Origin of the sequence: Frankia sp. ACN1ag, assembly GCF_001414035.1 — a bacterium.
GTDB classification, from domain to species: Bacteria; Actinomycetota; Actinomycetes; order Frankiales; family Frankiaceae; genus Frankia; species Frankia torreyi.
In genome coordinates this window covers 54,344-72,052 of the sequence record NZ_LJPA01000024.1, presented here as the reverse complement: position 1 = coordinate 72,052, position 17,709 = coordinate 54,344, and the positions used below count along the sequence as shown (strand labels likewise).

Here is a 17,709-nt window from a genome sequence, read left to right as displayed (position 1 = left end):
ATGCGGACATGAGGATCGAGCAGGGGCAGGTCGCAGTGGTGACGGGGGCGGCCAGCGGGATCGGGTACGGGCTGGCCGAGGCGCTCGCGGCCCGGGGCGTGGCCGTCGTCCTGTCCGACGTGCAGACCGACGCCGTCGAGCGGGCCGCCGCCACGCTCGCCGCGACGGGGGCCACCACGCTCGCGGTCGCGGCCGACGTCGGCGACGCCGACCAGGTGGGCGCCCTCGCCGCGGCCACGATCGACCGGTTCGGCCGGGTGGACCTGGTGTGCAACAACGCCGGGGTGGTGAGCCGGCCGGCACCGATGTGGGAGCAGAGCCTGGCCAGCTGGCGCTGGCTGATCGACGTGGCGCTGCTCGGGGTGGTCCACGGCGTGCACCACTTCGTGCCGCATCTGATCCGCCAGGGCGGCGGCCACGTCCTCAACACCGCCTCCGTCGGCGGCCTCATGCCGCTGCCGACGCTGACGCCGTACAACGCCGTCAAGCACGCCGTCATCGGGCTGACCGAGACGCTCAACCTGGAGCTTCGGGGGGTCGCTCCCACCCTCGGCGCGAGCGTGCTGTGCCCGGGGCCGGTGGCGACGGCGCTCGGCGAGACGTCGCGGGCGAACCAGCCGGCGGGGGCGGCGACGCCCGACCCGACGGACACCCTCGCCGACCGGGCGGCGCAGCGCGGCGCCGGCGTCCTGCTGCCGGCGGACGTCGCCCGGATCGCGCTCGAGGGCGTCGAGGCCGACCGGGTCCACATCCTCACCAACCCGGAGACGGCCGCGGGGGTGCGGGCGCGCGTCGAGGCGCTGCTCGCCGACCTCCCCTGGTAGGCCCCCGTTCCCGGGGACGGGACCGGGCCTGGACGACGCCCGGCGTGGTGCTCAGGCGAGCAGGAGCCGCTCCAGGCCGGCCCGCTGCTCGGGGGTGAAGGGCATCGAGTGCAGCCGGTCGTCGTCGACCTTCACCAGGGTCGCGGTCAGGCTCGCCGCCGGGTGATCGTGCTGGGTGAGTTCCAGGGCGAAGGTCAGCGAGCTGGTGCCGAACTTCGCCAGGGTGACGTCGAACAGGACGTCGCCGGTGAACAGCTCCCGGCGGTAGCTGCTGGCCACNTCGACGACGGCGAGGTCGGCGGGGGCGAGCAGCCCCGAACAGGTCGTCGCGAGCGCCCGCGCCCAGGCCTGCGAGGCGATCTCCAGAGCCAGGAAGAAGGGGACGTGGCGGTGCTGGCTCAGCACGCCGTCGCGGTCCGGCCGGTGCGTCACCGGCAGCGTGTACCGAAGCATCGCCCGCGGTGCCTCGCTCCCCCTGAAGGCCGCGCGGCACGGCCGCGGGCACTACCGATCCCGGGCCGCCCCGGTTGCTCGACCCGCCCGGGCTCGACCCGATGAGCTGCGCGTTCGGCCCTCATCCGGCGGTCGCGCCGCATTCCGACCCTACCGGTCGGCGGGGCTCGGCGTGCCGGAGTGGATGTGCCGGCTGGTCTGCGCCGAGACCGGGGCGGCGAGGATCGCCGTCACCAGATCGACGAGGTGACTGGCGAACAGGCGGTGGTCCGGGCGGTGGTGCTCCCGGGCGCGGGTGGCCAGCTCCCCGTTGAGGAAGCGGATCGCCGCGAACCGGCGGTGCAGCGGCGGGCCCACCGCGGCGGGCGGCAGAAAGGGCGTGACCAGGGCGCGCCAGCGGACCATGCTCGGCGCGGCCGACGCCGCCGCGAAGCTGGCCGCGAAGCGTTCGGGGCGCGCGGTCACCTCGGCGATGATCTGCAGGTACTCGGGTCCGCCGTCGTGATGGTCCAGGCGGGCCGCCTGGGGGAGCACGAGCGCGGCGGCCAGCGCGCGCAGCCCGGGCTCGCCGGCGGGCTCCCCAGCGGGCTCCCCGTCGAGCTCCCCGGGGGGCTCCCCGTCGAGCTCCAGGGCGTCGAGCAGGCCGAGCCGGTGGGTCTCGATGTCCCGGTGATGCCGGTCGATGATCGCGGCGAGGACGGCCTGCCGGTCGCCGAAGTGGTACTGCAGCGCGCTCGTGTTGAGCTGCCCGGCGGCCTTGCTGATCTCACGCATGCTGGGGCCGTCGATGCCGCCGGCGGCGAACAGCCGCTCGGCGGCCAGCAGCAGGTCGCGGCGGGTGTGCTCGCCGCTCATGCCGTCGCGATCCGCGCGCTCGCCCGGGCGAACAGCCGCCGGGCGGTGGCGCGCAACTGCCGGCCGACGGCGGGGTCGGCCTGGCCGGCGCAGGCGCGGGCGTAGGTCCCCTCCAGGATGATGCCGATCTTGTAGCCGGCGAGGACCTCGTACCAGGGCAGGGATCGCAGGTCCCGGCCGCTGATCTCGCCGTAGCGGGCGACGAGCTCGGCTGCCGTGGGGAACCCGTCCCAGGGACGCACGCCCGGTGCCCCGGGCGGCGGCCCCTCGGGACCGGGCCAGGTGGTGAGCAGGCCGCCCAGGTCGAGCAGGGGATCGCCGATGGTCGCCAGCTCCCAGTCGATGATCGCGGCGAGCGCCGGGCGGTCCGCCGTCACGAGCACGTTGGCGAGATGGTAGTCGCCGTGCACCAGCCCGGGGCGGAAGTCGTCGGGCCGGTGGGCGTCCAGCCAGGCGCCGATCGCGTCCAGCTCCGGCGCCTCGGGTCCCGGGTAGCCCGGCAGGGTGCGGTAGCCCTCGAGCTGACCGCGCCAGCGGCCGACCTGCCGTTCCAGGTAGCCGGCGGGTTTGCCCAGGTCGGCGAGGCCGGCGCCGGCGTGGTCGACGGCGGCGATCGCGGCGGCCCCCTCGGCCATCGCGAGACCCAGCCGGTGTCGCCAGCCCGCCGAGGTCCGGTAGCCGGCGGGCAGCTCGACCGTCGGATTGGCGCCGTCGACCGGTTCCATCAGGTAGAACGCCGCGCCCAGGACGGCCTCATCGGAGCAGGCGGCGATCAGCCGGGGATGCGGAACGTCGGTGGACGCCAGGGCGGCGAGCACACGTGCCTCCCGGCGCATCGTCCGGTCGCTGTCGGGCCGCTTGTGCACCGGCGGGCGGCGCAGCACGAACCGCAGCCCACCGCGGTCGAAGCGCACGAGCACGTTCTGGGTGCCGCCGGCGAGCCGCTCGACGGCGGTGATCGGCCCCGCCGGCAGACCCTGACCGTCCATCCACGCGGCCAGCCGGCCGAGGTCCACCCCGGGCACGGTGCCCGCCGGGTCGTCCGCGCCGCCGTTCATGCCGGCGCGGGGGCGGCGCCGTTGACGGGACCGCCGTTACCGAGCCCGACGCCGACGTTGTCGTTGTCGATGTCGTTGTCGTTGTCGACGGTGCCGAGGCGGCCCGCGAACTGGCGGAGGGCGGCCTCTCGCAGGGTGGGCAGGTGGTCGCTCGGGAACAGCGTCTCGACCGCGCGGTGGTCCTTGAGGACCTCGCGGGCGATCGTGACCCGGTGCACCTCGGTGGGACCGTCGGCGAGGCCGAGCAGCTCCGCGGCGACCAGCATCTCGACGAAGTTCATCTCGTTGGAGATGCCGAGCGCGCCGTGCAGGTGCAGCGCGCGGCGGGAGATGTCGTGCAGCACCTTCGGCATCGCCACCTTCACCGCGGCGATGTCGCGGCGGACCCGACGGTAGTCGTTGTGCTTGTCGATCAGCCAGGCCGTGCGCAGCACCAGCAGGCGGAACTGCTCGATCTCGATCCAACTGTCGGCGATCTGCTCCTGCACCACGCCGAGCGAGGCCAGCGGGCCGGAGCGCACCTGGCGCGACAGCGCCCGCTCGCACATCGCGTCGAAGACCCGGCGGGCCATGGCGATGGTCCGCATGGCGTGGTGGATGCGGCCGCCGCCGAGCCGGGTCTGGGCGATGGCGAACGCCCGACCGCGCTGCCCGAGCAGGTGATCGGCCGGGATGCGCACGTCGTCGTAGCGGACGTACCCGTGCGCGCCGAGCTCGGCCGCCTCGTGGCCGAGCGCCACGTTACGGATGATCTCCAAGCCGGGAGTGCCCGCCGGCACGATGAACATGCTGGCGCGCTCGTACGGGCCGGCGTCCGGATCGGTGATCGCCATGACCAGGAAGAAGCTGGCGTAGCGGGCGTTGGTGGAGAACCACTTCTCGCCCCGCAGGACCCAGGTGTCGCCGTCGAGGTGGGCGGAGGCGCGGAACAGCGTCGGGTCGGCGCCGGCCTGCGGCTCGGTCATCGAGTAGCACGAGCTGATCCGGCCGTCGAGCAGCGGCTGGAGGTAGCTGGCCCGCTGCTCGGGCGTGCCGAAGTGGGCGAGGATCTCGGCGTTGCCGGAGTCCGGCGCCTGGCAGCCGAACACCGACGGCGCCCAGCGTGAGCGGCCGAGGATCTCGTTGAGCAGCGCGAGGTGTACCTGCCCGTAGCCGGACCCGCCGAGCTCGGGGCCGAGGTGGGCGGCCCACAGCCCGCGCTCCCGCACGGACTGTTGCAGCGGACGCACGATCGCGTTCGCCACCTCGTCGGTCTTGTCGAACGGCTCCCGCAGGACGTGATCCAGCGGCTCGACCTCCTCCCGCACGAACGCGTCGACCCACTCGAGCTGCTCGGCGAACGCCCGGTCCGTCTCGAAGTCCCACGCCATGACGTCGATTTCTAAGCCACCTGCTTTAGAACGTCAAGCGGAGGACTTAGGGGCGGGTCTGTTTGCGATCAAGGGGCGGTACGGGGGGCGGGCTGTTCCGTCGACCGTTGGGTTGACAAAAATCGGGAGCGATCTTACGGTCGGCGAATCCTCGCGGCGACGGTGCCGGGGGACCGGCCGCGCCGGTGCTGGAGGGAGATCGCCCCCGTGGACCTCTGCCTGTTCGCCCGGCCCGGCCTGGCTCCCGGCGGCGACTTCGACGCCTTCCTCGCGATGGCCCGGCAGGCTGACGCGGCCGGGCTGCACTCGCTGTGTTTCGGCGAGCACCTCGTGATGGCGCCCGACACCTCGCGCTACCCGTACGGGCCGTGGGGCCACCCGCCCGACACCGCCTGGCCCGATCCGCTGCTGTCGCTGGCCGCGGTCGCCGCGGTCACCGAGCGGATCCGGCTGTCGACCGCGGTGCTGCTCGCCCCGTTGCGGGCCGGCCTCGTGCTCGCCAAGGAGGTCGCGACGCTTGACGTGATCTCCCGCGGGCGGGTCGAGCTCGGCGTCGGGACCGGCTGGCAGCTCGAGGAGTACGCCGGCGTCGGGCTGGCCTGGGCGCAGCGGCGGCACCGCTTCGACGAGGTGATCGAGACCTGCCGGCTGGCCTGGGGCGAGCAGCCGTTCTCCCTGCCGCTCGACGCCGCCCGCGGTGACGACGCCGCCCGCGGTGACGCCGCCGCCCGTGACGCTGCCCGCGGTGACGACGCTGGCCCTGGCGCCGGCCGCCTCGAGGGCCTGATCGCCCGGCCCGTGCCCGTCCAGGGCCGCATCCCGCTCTACTACGGCGTGGCCGCGACGGCGGCGAACGTCCGCCGCATCGCCCGTCTCGGCGACGGGTGGACGCCGGTGGGCGTCACCCCCGAGCAGGTGCGCGCCGGCGTGGCCGCGCTGCGCTCGGCGTACGCCGATGCCGGGCGCGACCCGGCGACGCTCGTCGTGCGGGTGCCGCTGCCGCCGGTGCTCGACGCGGCCGGGGGGATCGACGCGGCGCGCACCGTCGCCGCCGCCGAGCCCTACCTCGAGGCCGGGGCGACCATGGCCGTCGCCGGCCCCAACCACCGCCTGCGCTCGGCCGCGGAGGCGGGAGAGCTGATCGAAGGCCTTGCGGCCGCGGCGAAGGCACTCTGAGCAGCCACTTCATCACAACTGTTGCGCGGGCCCATCGGAAGATCCAGGATCGGAGATCATCATGAGTCTGCGGGGGAGGGTGGCACTCGTCACCGGGGCGGCGTCGGGCATCGGCGCCGCTACCGCGAGGGTGCTCGCCGCCGACGGGGCCAGGGTCATCGTCGCCGACATCGACCAGCAGGGGGAGGCGGTGGCGAAGGAGATCGTCGCGGCCGGCGGCGAGGCCATCTTCCACCGGGTGGACGTGCGCCGCGCCGACGAGGTGCGGGCGGCCGTCGCCGCCGCCGAGTCCACCTACGGCCACCTCGACACGGTGATCGCGAACGCGGGCACGGTGGGCGGTCCGGCCGTGGCGCGGCGACTGGAGGACCTCGACGAGGAGCGGTGGACGGCCATCCTCGACATCAACCTCGCGGGCACCATCCGCACCTTCGCCGCCGCTGTCCCGGCCCTGCGCCGCGCGGGTGGCGGGGCGATGTCGGCGACCGCGTCGATCGCCGGGCTCACCGGCGTGGCCGGGCAGGCCGCGTACAGCGCGTCGAAGGGCGGCATCGTCGCCGTCGTGCGGGCCCTCGCCTTCGAGCTGGTCACCGATCGGATCCGGGTCAACTGCGCGTGCCCGGGCGGCGTCGCCACCAACCTGCTGGCGAACACCGACGTGCTGCCGGTACTCATGGCCCAGGCCGAGGCGCAGGCCCGGGCGGACGCGGCGGAGGCGCCGGCGTCGGTGTCGGCCTCGGCCGGGCCGGTCGGCGGGCCGGGGGCGCAGGCGCTGATGAACCGGGCCGCGGACCCGGCGGAGGTGGCACGGGTGCACCGCTTCCTGGTCTCCGACGAGGCCTCGCTCGTCAACGGGCAGGCGGTCGTCTGCGACGCCGGCAGCTCGGTGGCGAACCTCTGGATGGTCATCGACCGCTGATCCGGCGTAATCGCTGATCCGGCGAAAGCGGTGATCGGACGACAACGCTGATGGGACGAAAAGGAGAAGCTGCATGCCAGACTTACCGGACGACCGCGGGCCGGCCGAGATCGGCTGGCGCGCGGGCAGGGTCCTGTACCGCTACTGCCGGGCGATCGACCAGGGCGACGCGGGCGCCCTGCGGGAGGTCCTCGCCCCGGACGCCGCCCTCGTGGTGGCCGGCGGGACCGTCGAGGGCGGCCCGGGAAGCGAGCAGGTTTTCGCCGGGCGCGACACCGTGGTGGACATCCTCGCCTCGCTGTTCGACCAGCGGCAGTGGGCCCGCCACCTCGTGTCCAACCTGCTCGTCGACGTCGAGCCCGACGGCTCCGTCGACGTGCGCAGCTACTTCCAGTACTGGCTGGGCCGGGCCGACGGCACCGCCCACGGTGTCGGCGATTATCACGTGACGATGCGCGAGGCCGACGGTCGCCTCGCGATCACGACCCTCTCGGCGACCATCCTCGAGGAGATCACTCTGCCCGCCGCGGCGCCGGCGGTCTCGACCGCGGGAGCAGCGAGCGCATGACGATCCTGGAGACCGAGTCGATCGACCTGTACTCCCTGGCGAGCTTCGAGCACGGGCATCCGTACGGGCTCTACGCCCGGCTGCGCGAGCATGATCCCGTGCACTGGAACGACGAGCCGAACGGGCCGGGCTTCTGGGCCGTCACCCGCTGGGAGGACATCCGCGCCGTCAACCGCGACGACGAGAACTTCTCCCACTGGCCGGTCTCCATGATCGAGGACTTCATGGAGACCGAGGACAAGTCGATGGTGAACCTCGACCCGCCGCTGCACACGGTGATCCGCCGCGCGGTCGTCCCCGGGTTCATGCCCTCGGCGGTGCGCCGCCGGATGACCCGCTTCGTCGACGCCGCCGAGGCGATCGTCGCCGAGATCCGCCCGGCCGGCGGGTGCGATCTCGCCGTGGACGTGGCCGGGAAGATCGCGGCCTACGTGACGGCCGACGTGCTGCGCATTCCCCGCGACGACGCGGTGCGCCTCTACGAGTACATCGAGATCGGCCTCGGCGGCGGCGCCTACACCGAGCAGGAGCGCCAGGGCGCGACCGAGGCGTTGATCCAGTATTCGATCCAGGTGTGGGAGGACCGCCGGGCGAACCCCGGCGACGACGTCTGTTCGATGCTCGCGGCCTGCGAGCTGGACGGGGCGCCGATGAGCCTGGAGAACTTCTCGGCCAACATGACCCTGCTCATCGTCGGCGCCGGCGACACCACCCGGCACCTGATCGGCGGCGGCCTACACGCCCTGTTCACCCATCCCGACCAGCGCGAGCTTCTGCTGGCGGACCTGGACGGCCGGATGCCCGCCGCCGTCGAGGAGATGCTGCGCTGGGTCACGCCGGTGGTGTACAACCGCCGGACCGCCCTGCGCGACGTCGAGATCGGCGGGCGGCGCATCAGCGCCGGGGACAAGGTGTGCGTCTACTACGGCGCCGGCAACCGGGATCCGGGGGAGTTCACCGACCCGGAGCGGTTCGACATCACCCGCACGCCCAACCGCCACCTCGCCTTCAGCGGCCTCGGCCAGCACTTCTGCCTTGGCGCCCACGTGGCCCGGGCGGAGGCGATCGCGATGATCACCACGTTGCTGCGGGCCTTCCCCGACATCCACCCCGACGGCGAGATGGAGTGGACCCGGTCGAACTTCGTCATGGGCCCCGCGCACCTGCCCGCCACCTGGTGACGGCGCCCCCCCGGGGGGGGCGGGCTCTCCCCGGTCGGGTGACCGGGGAGAGCCCGCGCCGGGCAGCGGACCGCTACGGGGTGATCTCCCGTCCGCAGCGGTCCCGGTCGACCACGTCGAAGGCCGTGCCCGTAGGGTTGACCTGGACGAACGAGTAGCAGTTCGTCGTTCTGCCGAGCCCGTGGGCGATGTCGATCGGCGCGATCAGACCGTCCGCGTCGTAGTCCGTCACCGACCGCAGCCCGTCGATGAACGCCCGCCGGGTGGGGCAGGGCCCGGCCGCCTCCAGCCCACGGATGAACATGTCGGTGTCGACGTAGGACATCAACGCGAAGTCGTGCTGCGCCTGCGGGATCTGGGGGGCGAAGCGGGTCACCGCCTTCTCGTAGGTTTCGACGGCGGCGCCGCCGAGTTCGAACGGGCGGTAGAAGACGGGGATGACGAGCCCGGCCATCTGCGCGCCCGCGGTCTCCAGGAGTTGCCGGTCATAACCGGTGACCGCCATGACGAGCCCCGGTAGCCGACCGGCGCCGCGCAGGGCGCTCAGCACCTGGAGGTAGTCGGGCGGCTGGATGAGGAAGATGACCGTGTCGGCGCCCGACTCGGCGATCCGTCGCGCGGTTTCCGCGGGATTGTCGGCCTGCGACGAGTAGCTCAGGATGCCGGCCAGGTCGAGCCCGGCGGCCCGGATGCTCTGGTCGTATTTCGAGGTGAGCTCCGAGACGCTCGCGGACAACGCGGCCTGAACCAGCAGGACGCGTTTTCCCCCACGGTTGTGCACGAAGGTGCCGAATGTGTCGACCGCGTTCCCGTCGGTATAGGAGAACGAGAACATGTTCCGGTAGTGCGACCAGATGTTCTCGGTCGCGATTCCGGTCACGGGGACGCCACGGTCGGCGAGGTACTGGGCGCTGCCGCTGGCGGAGAAGGAGGACTCGATGACGCCGAAGACGTTCTGCCGTTCCACCAGGGTGCGGGCACCCTGGCTGTTCGCGTCGGCGGTCCCGCGGTCGTCCTGCCAGTCGTAGACGATCTTCCGGCCGTGGACGCCGCCGCGCTCGTTGGCCAGGCCGATGCGGGCGTCGATGCCGGCCCGGGAGGAACTGAAGGTAGGCGCGAGAACACCGGAGTCGGGATAGAGCAGCCCGATTCTCACCTCGTTCGGCGTGACTCCGGGACTGACGCACCCGGCCGCTTTCGCCTCATGGGACGCACAGCCGGTCAGCGTCGCGGCGGCGAGCAGGGCCAGTGCGGGGGCTAGGCGGGAACAGCGGCGCATAAGAGGGGAAACTCCGGGGTCGGACGGTCGTCGGGGGAAAGGGCATGGGTCAATTCGCCGTGCGTCCGGTCGAGCGGACGGGCGCCCGGAATGGGGCCGCCAGGGAATGCGGCATCGCCGCCGGCGGCGGCCGCCGGGCGGGAATGCGGTATTGGTATCGAACGGGTATCCGTCATCTCGGCAGCTTAGGGTGCACGTATACAGCAGGTAAACCAATATGCCGGCGGGGCATGAGCGGGATTTCCGGCCGGCCGCGGGCCGCCGGGCGAGTGCCCACCAGGGCATCGTCGCGGGTCGGCCGGCAACCACGGCCCGCCCGCGTCACGACACGCCCGGTTCTCTTCGGCGAAGCCGCCTGGCTGCCGCGCGACCATCGCGACGCAACGCGGTGGCCATCCGGCGGATCGCCATTTCACGGTGCTTCGGACCAGCGGCGGCGGGGATCTGTGGGTGAGCGAGTGCGTGATCAGCTACGACGGCGTGCCGTCCCACCCGGTGAGCATCATGGAATTCTCCGGCGGCCTCGTCGTCCACGAGACCCAGTACTTCGCCGACCCCTTCGCCCCGCCCCCGTGGCGGGCGGCACTGGCCGAGCCGATGCCACACCGCTCGCCCTGATGCGGGCGCGGCTGTCAGGCCAAGGCCGGGTGGGTTGACCGCGTTCCGCCGGAGTGTCGGTCGGAGTGTCTGTCGAGCCGGCGCCGCGATCGGCCGCCGCGGTCAGCCGTCGCGGTCAGCCGGCGTGAGCGGCGTCGCGGCGCGTGCGCGCTCGGGCCGCCAGGTCGCGGCAGAGCACGGCGAAGTCGAGGCCGGCGGCGTGCAGGCCCATCGGCCAGGTGCTCGTGTCGGTCATGCCGGGGGCCACGTTCACCTCCAGGAACTGCGCGACGCCGGCCGCGTCGACGATCATGTCGGTGCGGGACAGGTCGCGCAGGCCCAGCACGCGATGCGCGGTGACGGCGGTCGCGGCGGCGGCGCGCAGCACCGCGTCGTCGAGGCGGGCCGGGGTGAAGAACGCGGTCGCGCCCGCCGTGTAGCGGGCGGCGTAGTCGTACACCCCCGCGGCCGGCTCGATCTCGACCGCCGGCAACGCGACCGGCCCGTCGCCGGTGTCGACGACGCCGACGGTGATCTCGATGCCGGCGACCGCCCGTTCGATCAGGGCCGAGTCGTGGTAGCCGAAGCAGCTCATCAGCGCCTCGGCGAGTCCGCCCGCGTCGTCGACCCGGCTGACCCCGAACGCCGACCCGCCCGCGCGGGGCTTCACCACGACCGGCAGTCCCAGCCGGGCGACGATCCGCTCGATCAGCGCGGCGGCGCCCAGGTCGTGGAACGCCTCGCGGGGCAGCGTCACCGCCGCCGGCGTCGCCACCCCGGCGGCGCCGACGGCCGCCTTCGCCGTCGCCTTGTCGAACGCCACCCGGCAGGCCGGCGGCGCGGCGCCCACGTAGGGCAGGTCGTAGAGGTCCAGGACCTCGCGGATCGTGCCGTCCTCACCCGACGTCCCGTGCAGCACGGGGAACACCACGTCGGGCGGGTCGGCGGCCAGCGCGGGCAGCGTCGCGGCATCGACGTCGNCCAGGTCGGCCTCGACCCCGATGCGGGTCAGCGCGTCGCGCAGCCTCCCGCCCGATCGCAGCGACACCTCGCGCTCGGGCGAGAGCCCCCCGGCGAGGATCAGCACACGGCCCAGATCGGTCATCATCGCGTCCTTCGCGGTGTCGGGCACATCAGGGCCGGTCGGCGACGGGGTCATGGGCAGTCGGCGACGGTGTCATGGGCAGTCGGCGACGGTGTCATGGGCAGTCGGCGACGGCGTCAGGGGCAAAGGTGTCCCGAAGGGCCAGCTCGTCCCGCACGACCCGGCCCAGCCGGCCGACCCCGTCGCGGATGCGCTCGGGTGGTGGGTAGCAGAANGACAACCGCATGCTGCTGCCACCCGACCCGTCGGCGTAGAACCCGGCCCCGGGAACGTAGGCGACCCGGGCGGCGATCGCCCGCGGCAGCATCGCCCGGGTGTCCACCCCGCCCGGCAGCGTCACCCAGACGAAGAACCCGCCGTCCGGCCGGGTCCAGGTGGCGCCGGCGGGCATCGACTCGGCCAGGGCGTCGAGCATGGCGTCGCGACGCTCCCGGTACATCTCCCGGAACACCTTCACCTGCTCCGCCCACGGCTGGGTCGCCAGATACCGTTCGACCACCAGCTGAGTGAACATCGACTGGGACAGGATCGCCGACTCGGNGGCCAGCACCAGCCGGGCCGCCACCGGCGCCGGGGCCAGCGCCCACCCGACCCGCAGTCCCGGCGCCAACGTCTTCGAGAACGATCCCAGGTACACGACGTCGTCGGGGGCGTCGGCGCGCATCGCCCGCACCGGCTCACCCGTGAACGACAGCAGCCCGTACGGGTTGTCCTCGACGACCAGCACCCCGGCGCGCCGGCAGATCTCCAGCACCTCGGCCCGCCGCGGCGGCGTCAGCGTGATCCCGCCGGGATTCTGGAAGGTCGGGACCGTGTAGAGCAGCTTCACCCGGGCGCCCTCGGTAGCCAGCCGCTCCAGCGTCTGCGCGAGTGCGCCCGGCGACAGGCCGTCGCCGTCCATCGGCACGTGCACGATCCGTGCCTGGTAGGCCGCGAACGTGTTGATCGCCGTGACGTAGGTGGGCCCCTCGGTGACGACGACGTCGCCGGGATCGACGAACACGCGGGTGAGCAGGTCGAGCGCCTGCTGCGAGCCCGCCGTCACCACCACGTTGTCGGGATGGGCGTCGGTGATGCCCTCCATCGCCATGACGTCGCAGATCCGTGCCCGCAGACCCGGATCACCCTGCGCCGAGCCGTACTGCAGCGCCACCGCCCCGCGGCTCAGCACCAGCTCCGACACGGTCGCCGCAACCGCCTCCAGCGGCAGCGCGTCGACCGCCGGCATGCCCCCGGCGAGCGACACGATCTCGGGCCGGGAGGCGACCGCGAACAGCGCCCGAACCTCACTCGCGATCATCCCCTGGGCGCGCTGCGCGTACCGATCCCGCCACCGATCGAGAGTCACGCCCCGCGACACTACCCTGCCCCGCAACGGATGACGCCGTCAGCGCCCGGTGTCCGGCGACGCCGGGGCGTGCGCCAGATTCCCCACCGCCGCGGCGCCCCGCCTGCACCGCCACGGCGCCCACTCCCGGACGCGGGTGCGGGACGCCCGCGCCCACGGCAAGGACCCGGCTCGCGGTCGCGACTCCCAGCCGACCGGTCTCGGGATCACGCGCCACGATCGAGACCGTCACCCATACGACCCTGACGGTCGACGCCGCCATCCCTACTCGATCCCTTCGCTATCCCTCCGCGGGGTCGGCGACCAGGCCCTGGATATATGCTCGACTCGCGAGTCGAGAAAAAGTTGCCGGGCGGCTGGGGGTCAGGATGGCTCGGATCAATCACGACACCGTCGAGCTGTGGCAGGGGTGGCAGCGGCGGGAGCTGCGCGTCGACCGCTGCAAGGACTGCGGCACCTGGGTCTTCCCGCCGCGGCCGTTCTGCCCCGGCTGCTGGTCGGATGCCCTGGTGGGGACCGCGCTCGGCGGGGCGGGACGGCTGGTGTCGTACTCCCTGCCCCGCGTCGCGCCCGGGTCGCCACCGGTCGTCAGCGGGGTCGTGGCACTGGCTGAGGCGCCGGGCGTCCGACTGTTGGCCCGCATCGTGGGGATCGAGCCGGAGCGGGTCACGCGCGGGATGCCGCTGGCGCTCGGCTGGTGGGAGGACGCCGGCGGTGTGTATCCGCAGTTCGGGCCGGTCGACGCCGCCCCGGCCCGGCCGGACGGCGGTGCGGTTGGCGGTGTTGCGGACGAGGGCGCTGCGGACGGCGGCGCGGGGGAGGCGGGGGCGTGAGCGGGCGGGAGCGGGCCGCGATTGTGGGGATCGGGTGGTCGGAGTTGGCGCGTGACAGCGGCGTGGGGCCGGGCAGTCTCATCGCCCGGGCCGCCCGGGCGGCGGTCCTTGACAGCGGGGTCGCGCGGGACGCGATCGACGGGGTCATCGGCGTCTACGGCACGGACTCCCCGACACTGTGGCCCGGGTACGTCGTCGACGCGCTGGGATTACCCGACGTCCGCTGGTGGGACACGGCGCAGCCGCCGTCGGTCACGGCGCTGTCCACGGCGGCGAACGCGGTGCTGACGGGCAACTGCGACTACGCGCTGTGCTACCACGGCAAGTATCGGTGGGCGAACACCTCGGTCGTCGGCCGCGGTGACCCGCTGCGCCAGGCCCCGGCGCACGAGTTCGACCCCGGCCTCGACCACGCGCTGGTGGAACACGGCGGTTCGATGCTGTGGGCCGCGCGGGTGATGCGGGAGCACATGGCGCGCCACGGCAGCACCCGGGAGGACTTCGCCCGGATCTCCGTCAACAACCGGACGAACGCCGCCCGCAACCCCCGGGCGGTCTTCCGCGCCCCGCTGACCGTCGAGGACTACCTCGCCGCCCCGATGATCGACGATCCGATGTGCCTGCTCGACATGGACGCGCCGATCGACGGCGCGCTCGCCGTCGTGGTCACCACCGAGCGCCGGGCCCGCGACCTGCCGCACCCGCCCGTGCTCGTCGAGGCGTTCGCCAGCGCCCTGCCGGAGCGCAACGACGGGCTGCTGTGGCCCGAGGCGGACGGGCTCGCCGCCCGCCGCGCCGTCGCCAACCTGTTCGCCCGCAGCGACCTGACCCCCGCCGACATCGACCTCGCCTACCCGTACGACGGGTTCACGATCCTGGCGATGCTGTGGCTGGAGGCCCTGTACACCGGGCCGGGGGAGGGCCCGGCGCTGCTGCGCGAGTCATGGTCCGACGATGAGCAGCGGCTGCGGCTGCACGGCCGGGTTCCGGTGTGCACGCACGGGGGCAACCTGAGCGAGGGGCGCGCCACGCAGGGCTTCGGCTCCGTGATCGAGGCGGTGCAGCAGTTGCGTGGCGACGCGGGGGATCGCCAGGTCGACGCCGCCCGCAGCGCGGTGATCACCGGTGGCATGGCCGGCACGAACCGCTCGACGATCCTCGTCAGCGGCTGACCGGCCGCCCGCCGAGCCACCGCCCCGGCGGCTCGGGTCAGGCCGGGAGGTGCCGGCTCGGGAGCGGGGCGCCGCCCCCGTCGACGACGAGCGTCTGGCCGGTGAGGTAGGACGCTGCGTCGGAGCACAGGAACAGCACGACGGTCGCGATCTCGTCGGCGCTTGCCCAGCGCCGCAGCGGGATGCCGGCCGCCGTCGCCCGGCGAAACCGCTGGTAGCCCTCCTCGCCGAGGGCCGCGACCAGTGGCTGCCAGATGTCGGTGTCGACGAAGCCGGGCGCGACGGCGTTGACCCGCACCCCCCGATCGCCCCAGGCGGTGGCGAGATTCTGGGTCAGGGTGTTCAGCCCGCCCTTCGTCGCCGCGTAGACGGCCTGTTCGACGTCCCCGCCGTAGGCCGCCGCCGACGACATCGTGACCACGCATCCCCGCGTCCGCAGCAGCGACGGCGCGAGCCACGAGGTCAGCAGGATGACGTTGCGCAGGTTGAGGTTGAGCTGCAGGTCCAGCGGCTTCGCGGTGATGGCCTCCGGCGGCTGGTGCCAGCCGAGCCCGGCGTTGTTCACCAGGATGTCGACGTCGCCGAGCTCCTCGAGGGCCTGGTCGGCCACCCGCCGCACGTCGGCCTCGACGGTGAGGTCCGCGCTGATCGTGACCGGCTTGTTGACGAGCTGGTCGGCGACGGCGGCCAGGCCCGCGCTGCCGCGGGCGACGACGGCCACCCGCGCGCCCGCGGCGTCGAGAGCACGCGCGCACGCCGCGCCGATGCCCCTGCTGGCGCCGGTGACCACGGCGGCGCGGCCGGACAGATCGAAGGTGAGACCGGGCATCATGCGCTCCTGAAGATTATTCGTCCCTGATGCAGTTCTGTCGTCGTGCTTGGTCCGGGCAGGGGGAGTCGGGGAGGCTGCGACGGGGTTGCCCGGCGCCGCGGAATCTCCATGATCGCCCGGCTGGGGCTGGGGCTGGGGCTGGGGCTGGGCTGGATGGCGCGGTTCCGCGGAACACCGTGATCCACAATGGATCGGGAGTCCGCGAGCTGGCTACGTCCAGCCTGCCGTGGCGCCCTGGATCATCGTGAATGGTCCGACGGGCCAGCGGAAGCAGTCGACCAGCAACTGGTCGACGTCGCGTTCGGTGCTGACCCCCTCGGCGACGATCCGGCGCGCCTCGGCCACCGCCGCCCAGTAGACCCGGTTGGCGACGTAGCCCCAGGACATCGGGGCGTCGCGCACGACGACCGGGTTCTTGCCCAGCCCGTGGGCGAGCCGGGTCACCGTCTCGACGGCGTCCGGGTCGGTGTGCTCGGTCACGACGATCTCGGCGAAGCGCATGATCTGCGCGGGTGACGACCAGTGCCAACCGAGGACCCGGGTGGGCCGGTCGGTCGCCGCGGCCAGCGCCCCGACTGGGAAGCCGCTGGAGTTGGTGGCGAGGACCGCGCCGGCGGCGGCGACCCGGTCGAGCTCGCGGAACACCCGGACCTTCAACGCGAGGTCCTCCGGCACGGCCTCGATGACCACCGCCGCGCCGGCGACGGCCGACAGCTCGGACTCCCAGGCGATCCTCGCGGCCACCCGGTCGACGTCCGCGGCGGCCAGCTTCCCGCGCTCGACCGCGGCCCGCAGCCCGAAGCGGCCCTCGACGAGCTGGCGGCGGGCGCGCTCGCGGGCCGCGCCGCTCGTGTCGACGCAGACCACCGCGCAGCCGGCCACCGCCGCCGCCTGCGCGATCCCCGCGCCCATCACCCCCGCGCCGATCACCCCCACGGTCCCCACGGCCGTCACGGCTTCTGCGGCTCCCGTGGTCCGTGCGGCTTCTGCGGTTCCCGAGGTCTCCGGCCTCGCCGAGGTCCCGGCGGCGCCGGCCGAGTTGTCGCCGGCGGTCATGCGGCGGTCGCCAGCCGGGAGGTCAGCGCCGCCACCTCGGCGCCCGCCTCCGCCAACAGCCCCTCGGGCGGTCCGGCCGCGGTGAGCGGCGGCCATGCCCGTCGGTCGGCGACGATCCACAGCTCCTTCGACCCGGCCGGGCCGGAGCGCGACGTTCCGTGCCAGGTGCCCTCCTGCTGGAGCCGGAAGCCGAGCCGGCCGAGCTCGACCTCGCCGGCGCCGTCCGTCCGGTCACCCGATCCGTCTGTCGATCTGCCCGTCGAGCCGGCGGCGGTGCCCGGCGCGCCGATCCGGCAGGATCCCTCGACGACGAGCCGGACCAGGTCGGTGCCGAGGCGGAAGCCGGGCAGCGCGGCGGCGCCCGGCGGCCGGTCCCAGCACAGCAGGAGCACGCCGGACTCGCGGTCGCCCAGCGCGACGGCGGCCAGGCGGCTGCCGTCGCTGAGCGTCGACCATCGGGTCGTGTCGGTGAAGCCGGCGTCGAAGTGGCTCGGGCGCAGGACGGCGCCGAAGCTGTTGGCGATGGCGTGCGGGACGTCGGCGTCGCGGGGGAGCATCGCCACCCCCTCCAGGCTGACGTCGTCGGCGAGGGCGGTGTCGGCGAGCCGCTGGAGCTGCGCGTCGGTCAGGTAGGGCTTGAGTCCGCGCCGGTCGGCCATCAGCAGGAGCTGGTTGGTGCCGACCTCGTCGGTCCAGTACTCCGGGCCGTAGAAGGCGTCGGCCCGCTGGAGGCGGAACTCGCCGTGGGCGTAGCTGGTGCCGCCCACCCGGATCGGCTCGCCCAGCGCCATCCGGAAGCTGTCGCTCTTGTGCAGGTGCACGGGGGCCTTGCGAGGGAAGATCCGGCCCTCGATGGACATCGCGACGACGGGGCCCGCGTCGGGGTCACCCATCCGCAGGACGGCCCCGCTCAGCAGGCCGTCCTCGGGTAACGGGCGGCGGATGTCCCGGATGGCGCCGTCAACGTGGCCGTTGTGCCAGGTCGCGGATCCGAGGAGAGTGATCACGAGGGACCCCCTGGGGACGTGTGTTTACTCGACTCGCGGGTTGACATTAATACGGCGAGGCTCCTACGGTCTGCGG

16 protein-coding genes and 5 pseudogenes are annotated in these 17,709 nt (G+C 73.6%); 8 read left to right on the top strand and 13 right to left on the bottom strand.

All coding sequences use genetic code 11. The features are described from left to right. Positions 1-8 precede the first annotated feature (8 nt). A complete protein-coding gene (locus tag UK82_RS20745; RefSeq protein ID WP_044884978.1) occupies positions 9-824 on the top strand; it encodes an SDR family NAD(P)-dependent oxidoreductase in 816 nt (271 codons plus the stop codon). Between the two features lie 603 nt (positions 825-1,427). On the opposite strand, the gene UK82_RS20735 is transcribed toward UK82_RS20745, so the two are convergent. Genes UK82_RS20735 through UK82_RS20725 form a run of 3 tightly spaced genes read right to left on the bottom strand, consistent with a single transcriptional unit; the run spans position 1,428 to position 4,560 of the window. Beyond that, positions 1,428-2,132 (bottom strand): TetR/AcrR family transcriptional regulator, encoded by a 705-nt coding sequence (locus UK82_RS20735; RefSeq protein WP_055408819.1) that lies wholly within the window; start codon positions 2,130-2,132, stop codon positions 1,428-1,430. Continuing rightward, positions 2,129-3,190, bottom strand: coding sequence for a phosphotransferase family protein (locus tag UK82_RS20730; protein WP_044884975.1), 1,062 nt, complete (start codon positions 3,188-3,190; stop codon positions 2,129-2,131). Before UK82_RS20730 ends, UK82_RS20735 begins: the two co-directional genes overlap by 4 nt. Further along, positions 3,187-4,560, bottom strand: coding sequence for an acyl-CoA dehydrogenase family protein (locus UK82_RS20725; protein WP_236706222.1), 1,374 nt, complete (start codon positions 4,558-4,560; stop codon positions 3,187-3,189). Before UK82_RS20725 ends, UK82_RS20730 begins: the two co-directional genes overlap by 4 nt. Before the next feature lie 207 nt (positions 4,561-4,767). On the opposite strand from UK82_RS20725, the gene UK82_RS20720 reads away from it, so the two are divergent. From UK82_RS20720 to UK82_RS20705, 4 genes are all read left to right on the top strand, one after another. Continuing rightward, positions 4,768-5,736 (top strand): LLM class flavin-dependent oxidoreductase, encoded by a 969-nt coding sequence (locus UK82_RS20720; protein WP_236706221.1) that lies wholly within the window; start codon positions 4,768-4,770, stop codon positions 5,734-5,736. Positions 5,737-5,797: 61 nt separating this feature from the next. Continuing rightward, entirely contained in the window at positions 5,798-6,655 is an 858-nt protein-coding gene (locus tag UK82_RS20715) for an SDR family NAD(P)-dependent oxidoreductase (protein ID WP_044884973.1), read from the top strand. A 73-nt stretch (positions 6,656-6,728) separates the two neighbouring features. Then, complete coding sequence (locus tag UK82_RS20710; protein ID WP_044884972.1) at positions 6,729-7,223, top strand: nuclear transport factor 2 family protein; 495 nt, start codon at positions 6,729-6,731, stop codon at positions 7,221-7,223. Then, positions 7,220-8,404 carry a cytochrome P450 gene (locus UK82_RS20705; RefSeq protein WP_044884971.1) on the top strand — a complete coding sequence of 395 codons (1,185 nt, stop codon included), beginning with the start codon at positions 7,220-7,222 and terminating at the stop codon, positions 8,402-8,404. The genes UK82_RS20710 and UK82_RS20705 overlap by 4 nt, the downstream gene beginning before the upstream one ends. Positions 8,405-8,477: 73 nt before the next feature. On the opposite strand, the gene UK82_RS20700 is transcribed toward UK82_RS20705, so the two are convergent. Continuing rightward, on the bottom strand, positions 8,478-9,683 hold the full coding sequence (locus UK82_RS20700; protein WP_055408816.1) for an ABC transporter substrate-binding protein: 1,206 nt from the start codon (positions 9,681-9,683) through the stop codon (positions 8,478-8,480). 363 nt (positions 9,684-10,046) lie between these two features. Here UK82_RS20700 and UK82_RS20695 point away from each other — a divergent pair. Continuing rightward, a pseudogene (locus UK82_RS20695) lies at positions 10,047-10,301 on the top strand (nuclear transport factor 2 family protein); the annotation flags it as partial. 115 nt (positions 10,302-10,416) lie between these two features. On the opposite strand, the pseudogene UK82_RS20690 reads toward UK82_RS20695, so the two are convergent. The 6 genes and pseudogenes from UK82_RS20690 to UK82_RS43010 all read right to left on the bottom strand — a co-directional run. Next, positions 10,417-11,260: pseudogene (locus tag UK82_RS20690) on the bottom strand (D-alanine--D-alanine ligase); the annotation flags it as partial. A gap of 1 nt (position 11,261) precedes the next feature. Continuing rightward, a pseudogene (locus tag UK82_RS39065) lies at positions 11,262-11,385 on the bottom strand (D-alanine--D-alanine ligase); the annotation flags it as partial. Positions 11,386-11,479: 94 nt separating this feature from the next. Then, positions 11,480-11,599, bottom strand: a pseudogene (locus UK82_RS41865) (hypothetical protein); the annotation flags it as partial. Between the two features lies 1 nt (position 11,600). Then, positions 11,601-11,925, bottom strand: a pseudogene (locus tag UK82_RS39060) (PLP-dependent aminotransferase family protein); the annotation flags it as partial. Between the two features lies 1 nt (position 11,926). Next, positions 11,927-12,685: PLP-dependent aminotransferase family protein (locus tag UK82_RS39055; RefSeq protein WP_236706233.1), on the bottom strand; the 759-nt coding region annotated here is incomplete at its 3' end. Beyond that, entirely contained in the window at positions 12,672-12,995 is a 324-nt protein-coding gene (locus UK82_RS43010) for a DUF1028 domain-containing protein (RefSeq protein WP_370657146.1), read from the bottom strand. The genes UK82_RS39055 and UK82_RS43010, both read right to left, overlap by 14 nt. 106 nt (positions 12,996-13,101) lie before the next feature. Here UK82_RS43010 and UK82_RS20680 point away from each other — a divergent pair, with 106 nt between their 5' ends. Together UK82_RS20680 and UK82_RS20675 are read left to right on the top strand one after the other, a co-directional pair. Then, a complete protein-coding gene (locus UK82_RS20680; RefSeq protein WP_055408812.1) occupies positions 13,102-13,566 on the top strand; it encodes a Zn-ribbon domain-containing OB-fold protein in 465 nt (154 codons plus the stop codon). Next, the gene (locus UK82_RS20675; RefSeq protein WP_055408810.1) at positions 13,563-14,738 is read left to right on the top strand and encodes a thiolase family protein; all 1,176 of its coding nucleotides are present in this window, start codon (positions 13,563-13,565) and stop codon (positions 14,736-14,738) included. Before UK82_RS20680 ends, UK82_RS20675 begins: the two co-directional genes overlap by 4 nt. 37 nt (positions 14,739-14,775) lie before the next feature. Here UK82_RS20675 and UK82_RS20670 read toward each other — a convergent pair whose 3' ends face one another. The 3 genes from UK82_RS20670 to UK82_RS20660 form a co-directional block, all read right to left on the bottom strand. Next, entirely contained in the window at positions 14,776-15,567 is a 792-nt protein-coding gene (locus tag UK82_RS20670) for an SDR family NAD(P)-dependent oxidoreductase (protein ID WP_044885028.1), read from the bottom strand. 213 nt (positions 15,568-15,780) lie between these two features. Continuing rightward, a complete protein-coding gene (locus tag UK82_RS20665; protein WP_236706220.1) occupies positions 15,781-16,524 on the bottom strand; it encodes a 3-hydroxyacyl-CoA dehydrogenase family protein in 744 nt (247 codons plus the stop codon). Positions 16,525-16,622: 98 nt separating this feature from the next. Next, complete coding sequence (locus tag UK82_RS20660; protein ID WP_055408808.1) at positions 16,623-17,633, bottom strand: hypothetical protein; 1,011 nt, start codon at positions 17,631-17,633, stop codon at positions 16,623-16,625. Positions 17,634-17,709 lie beyond the last annotated feature (76 nt).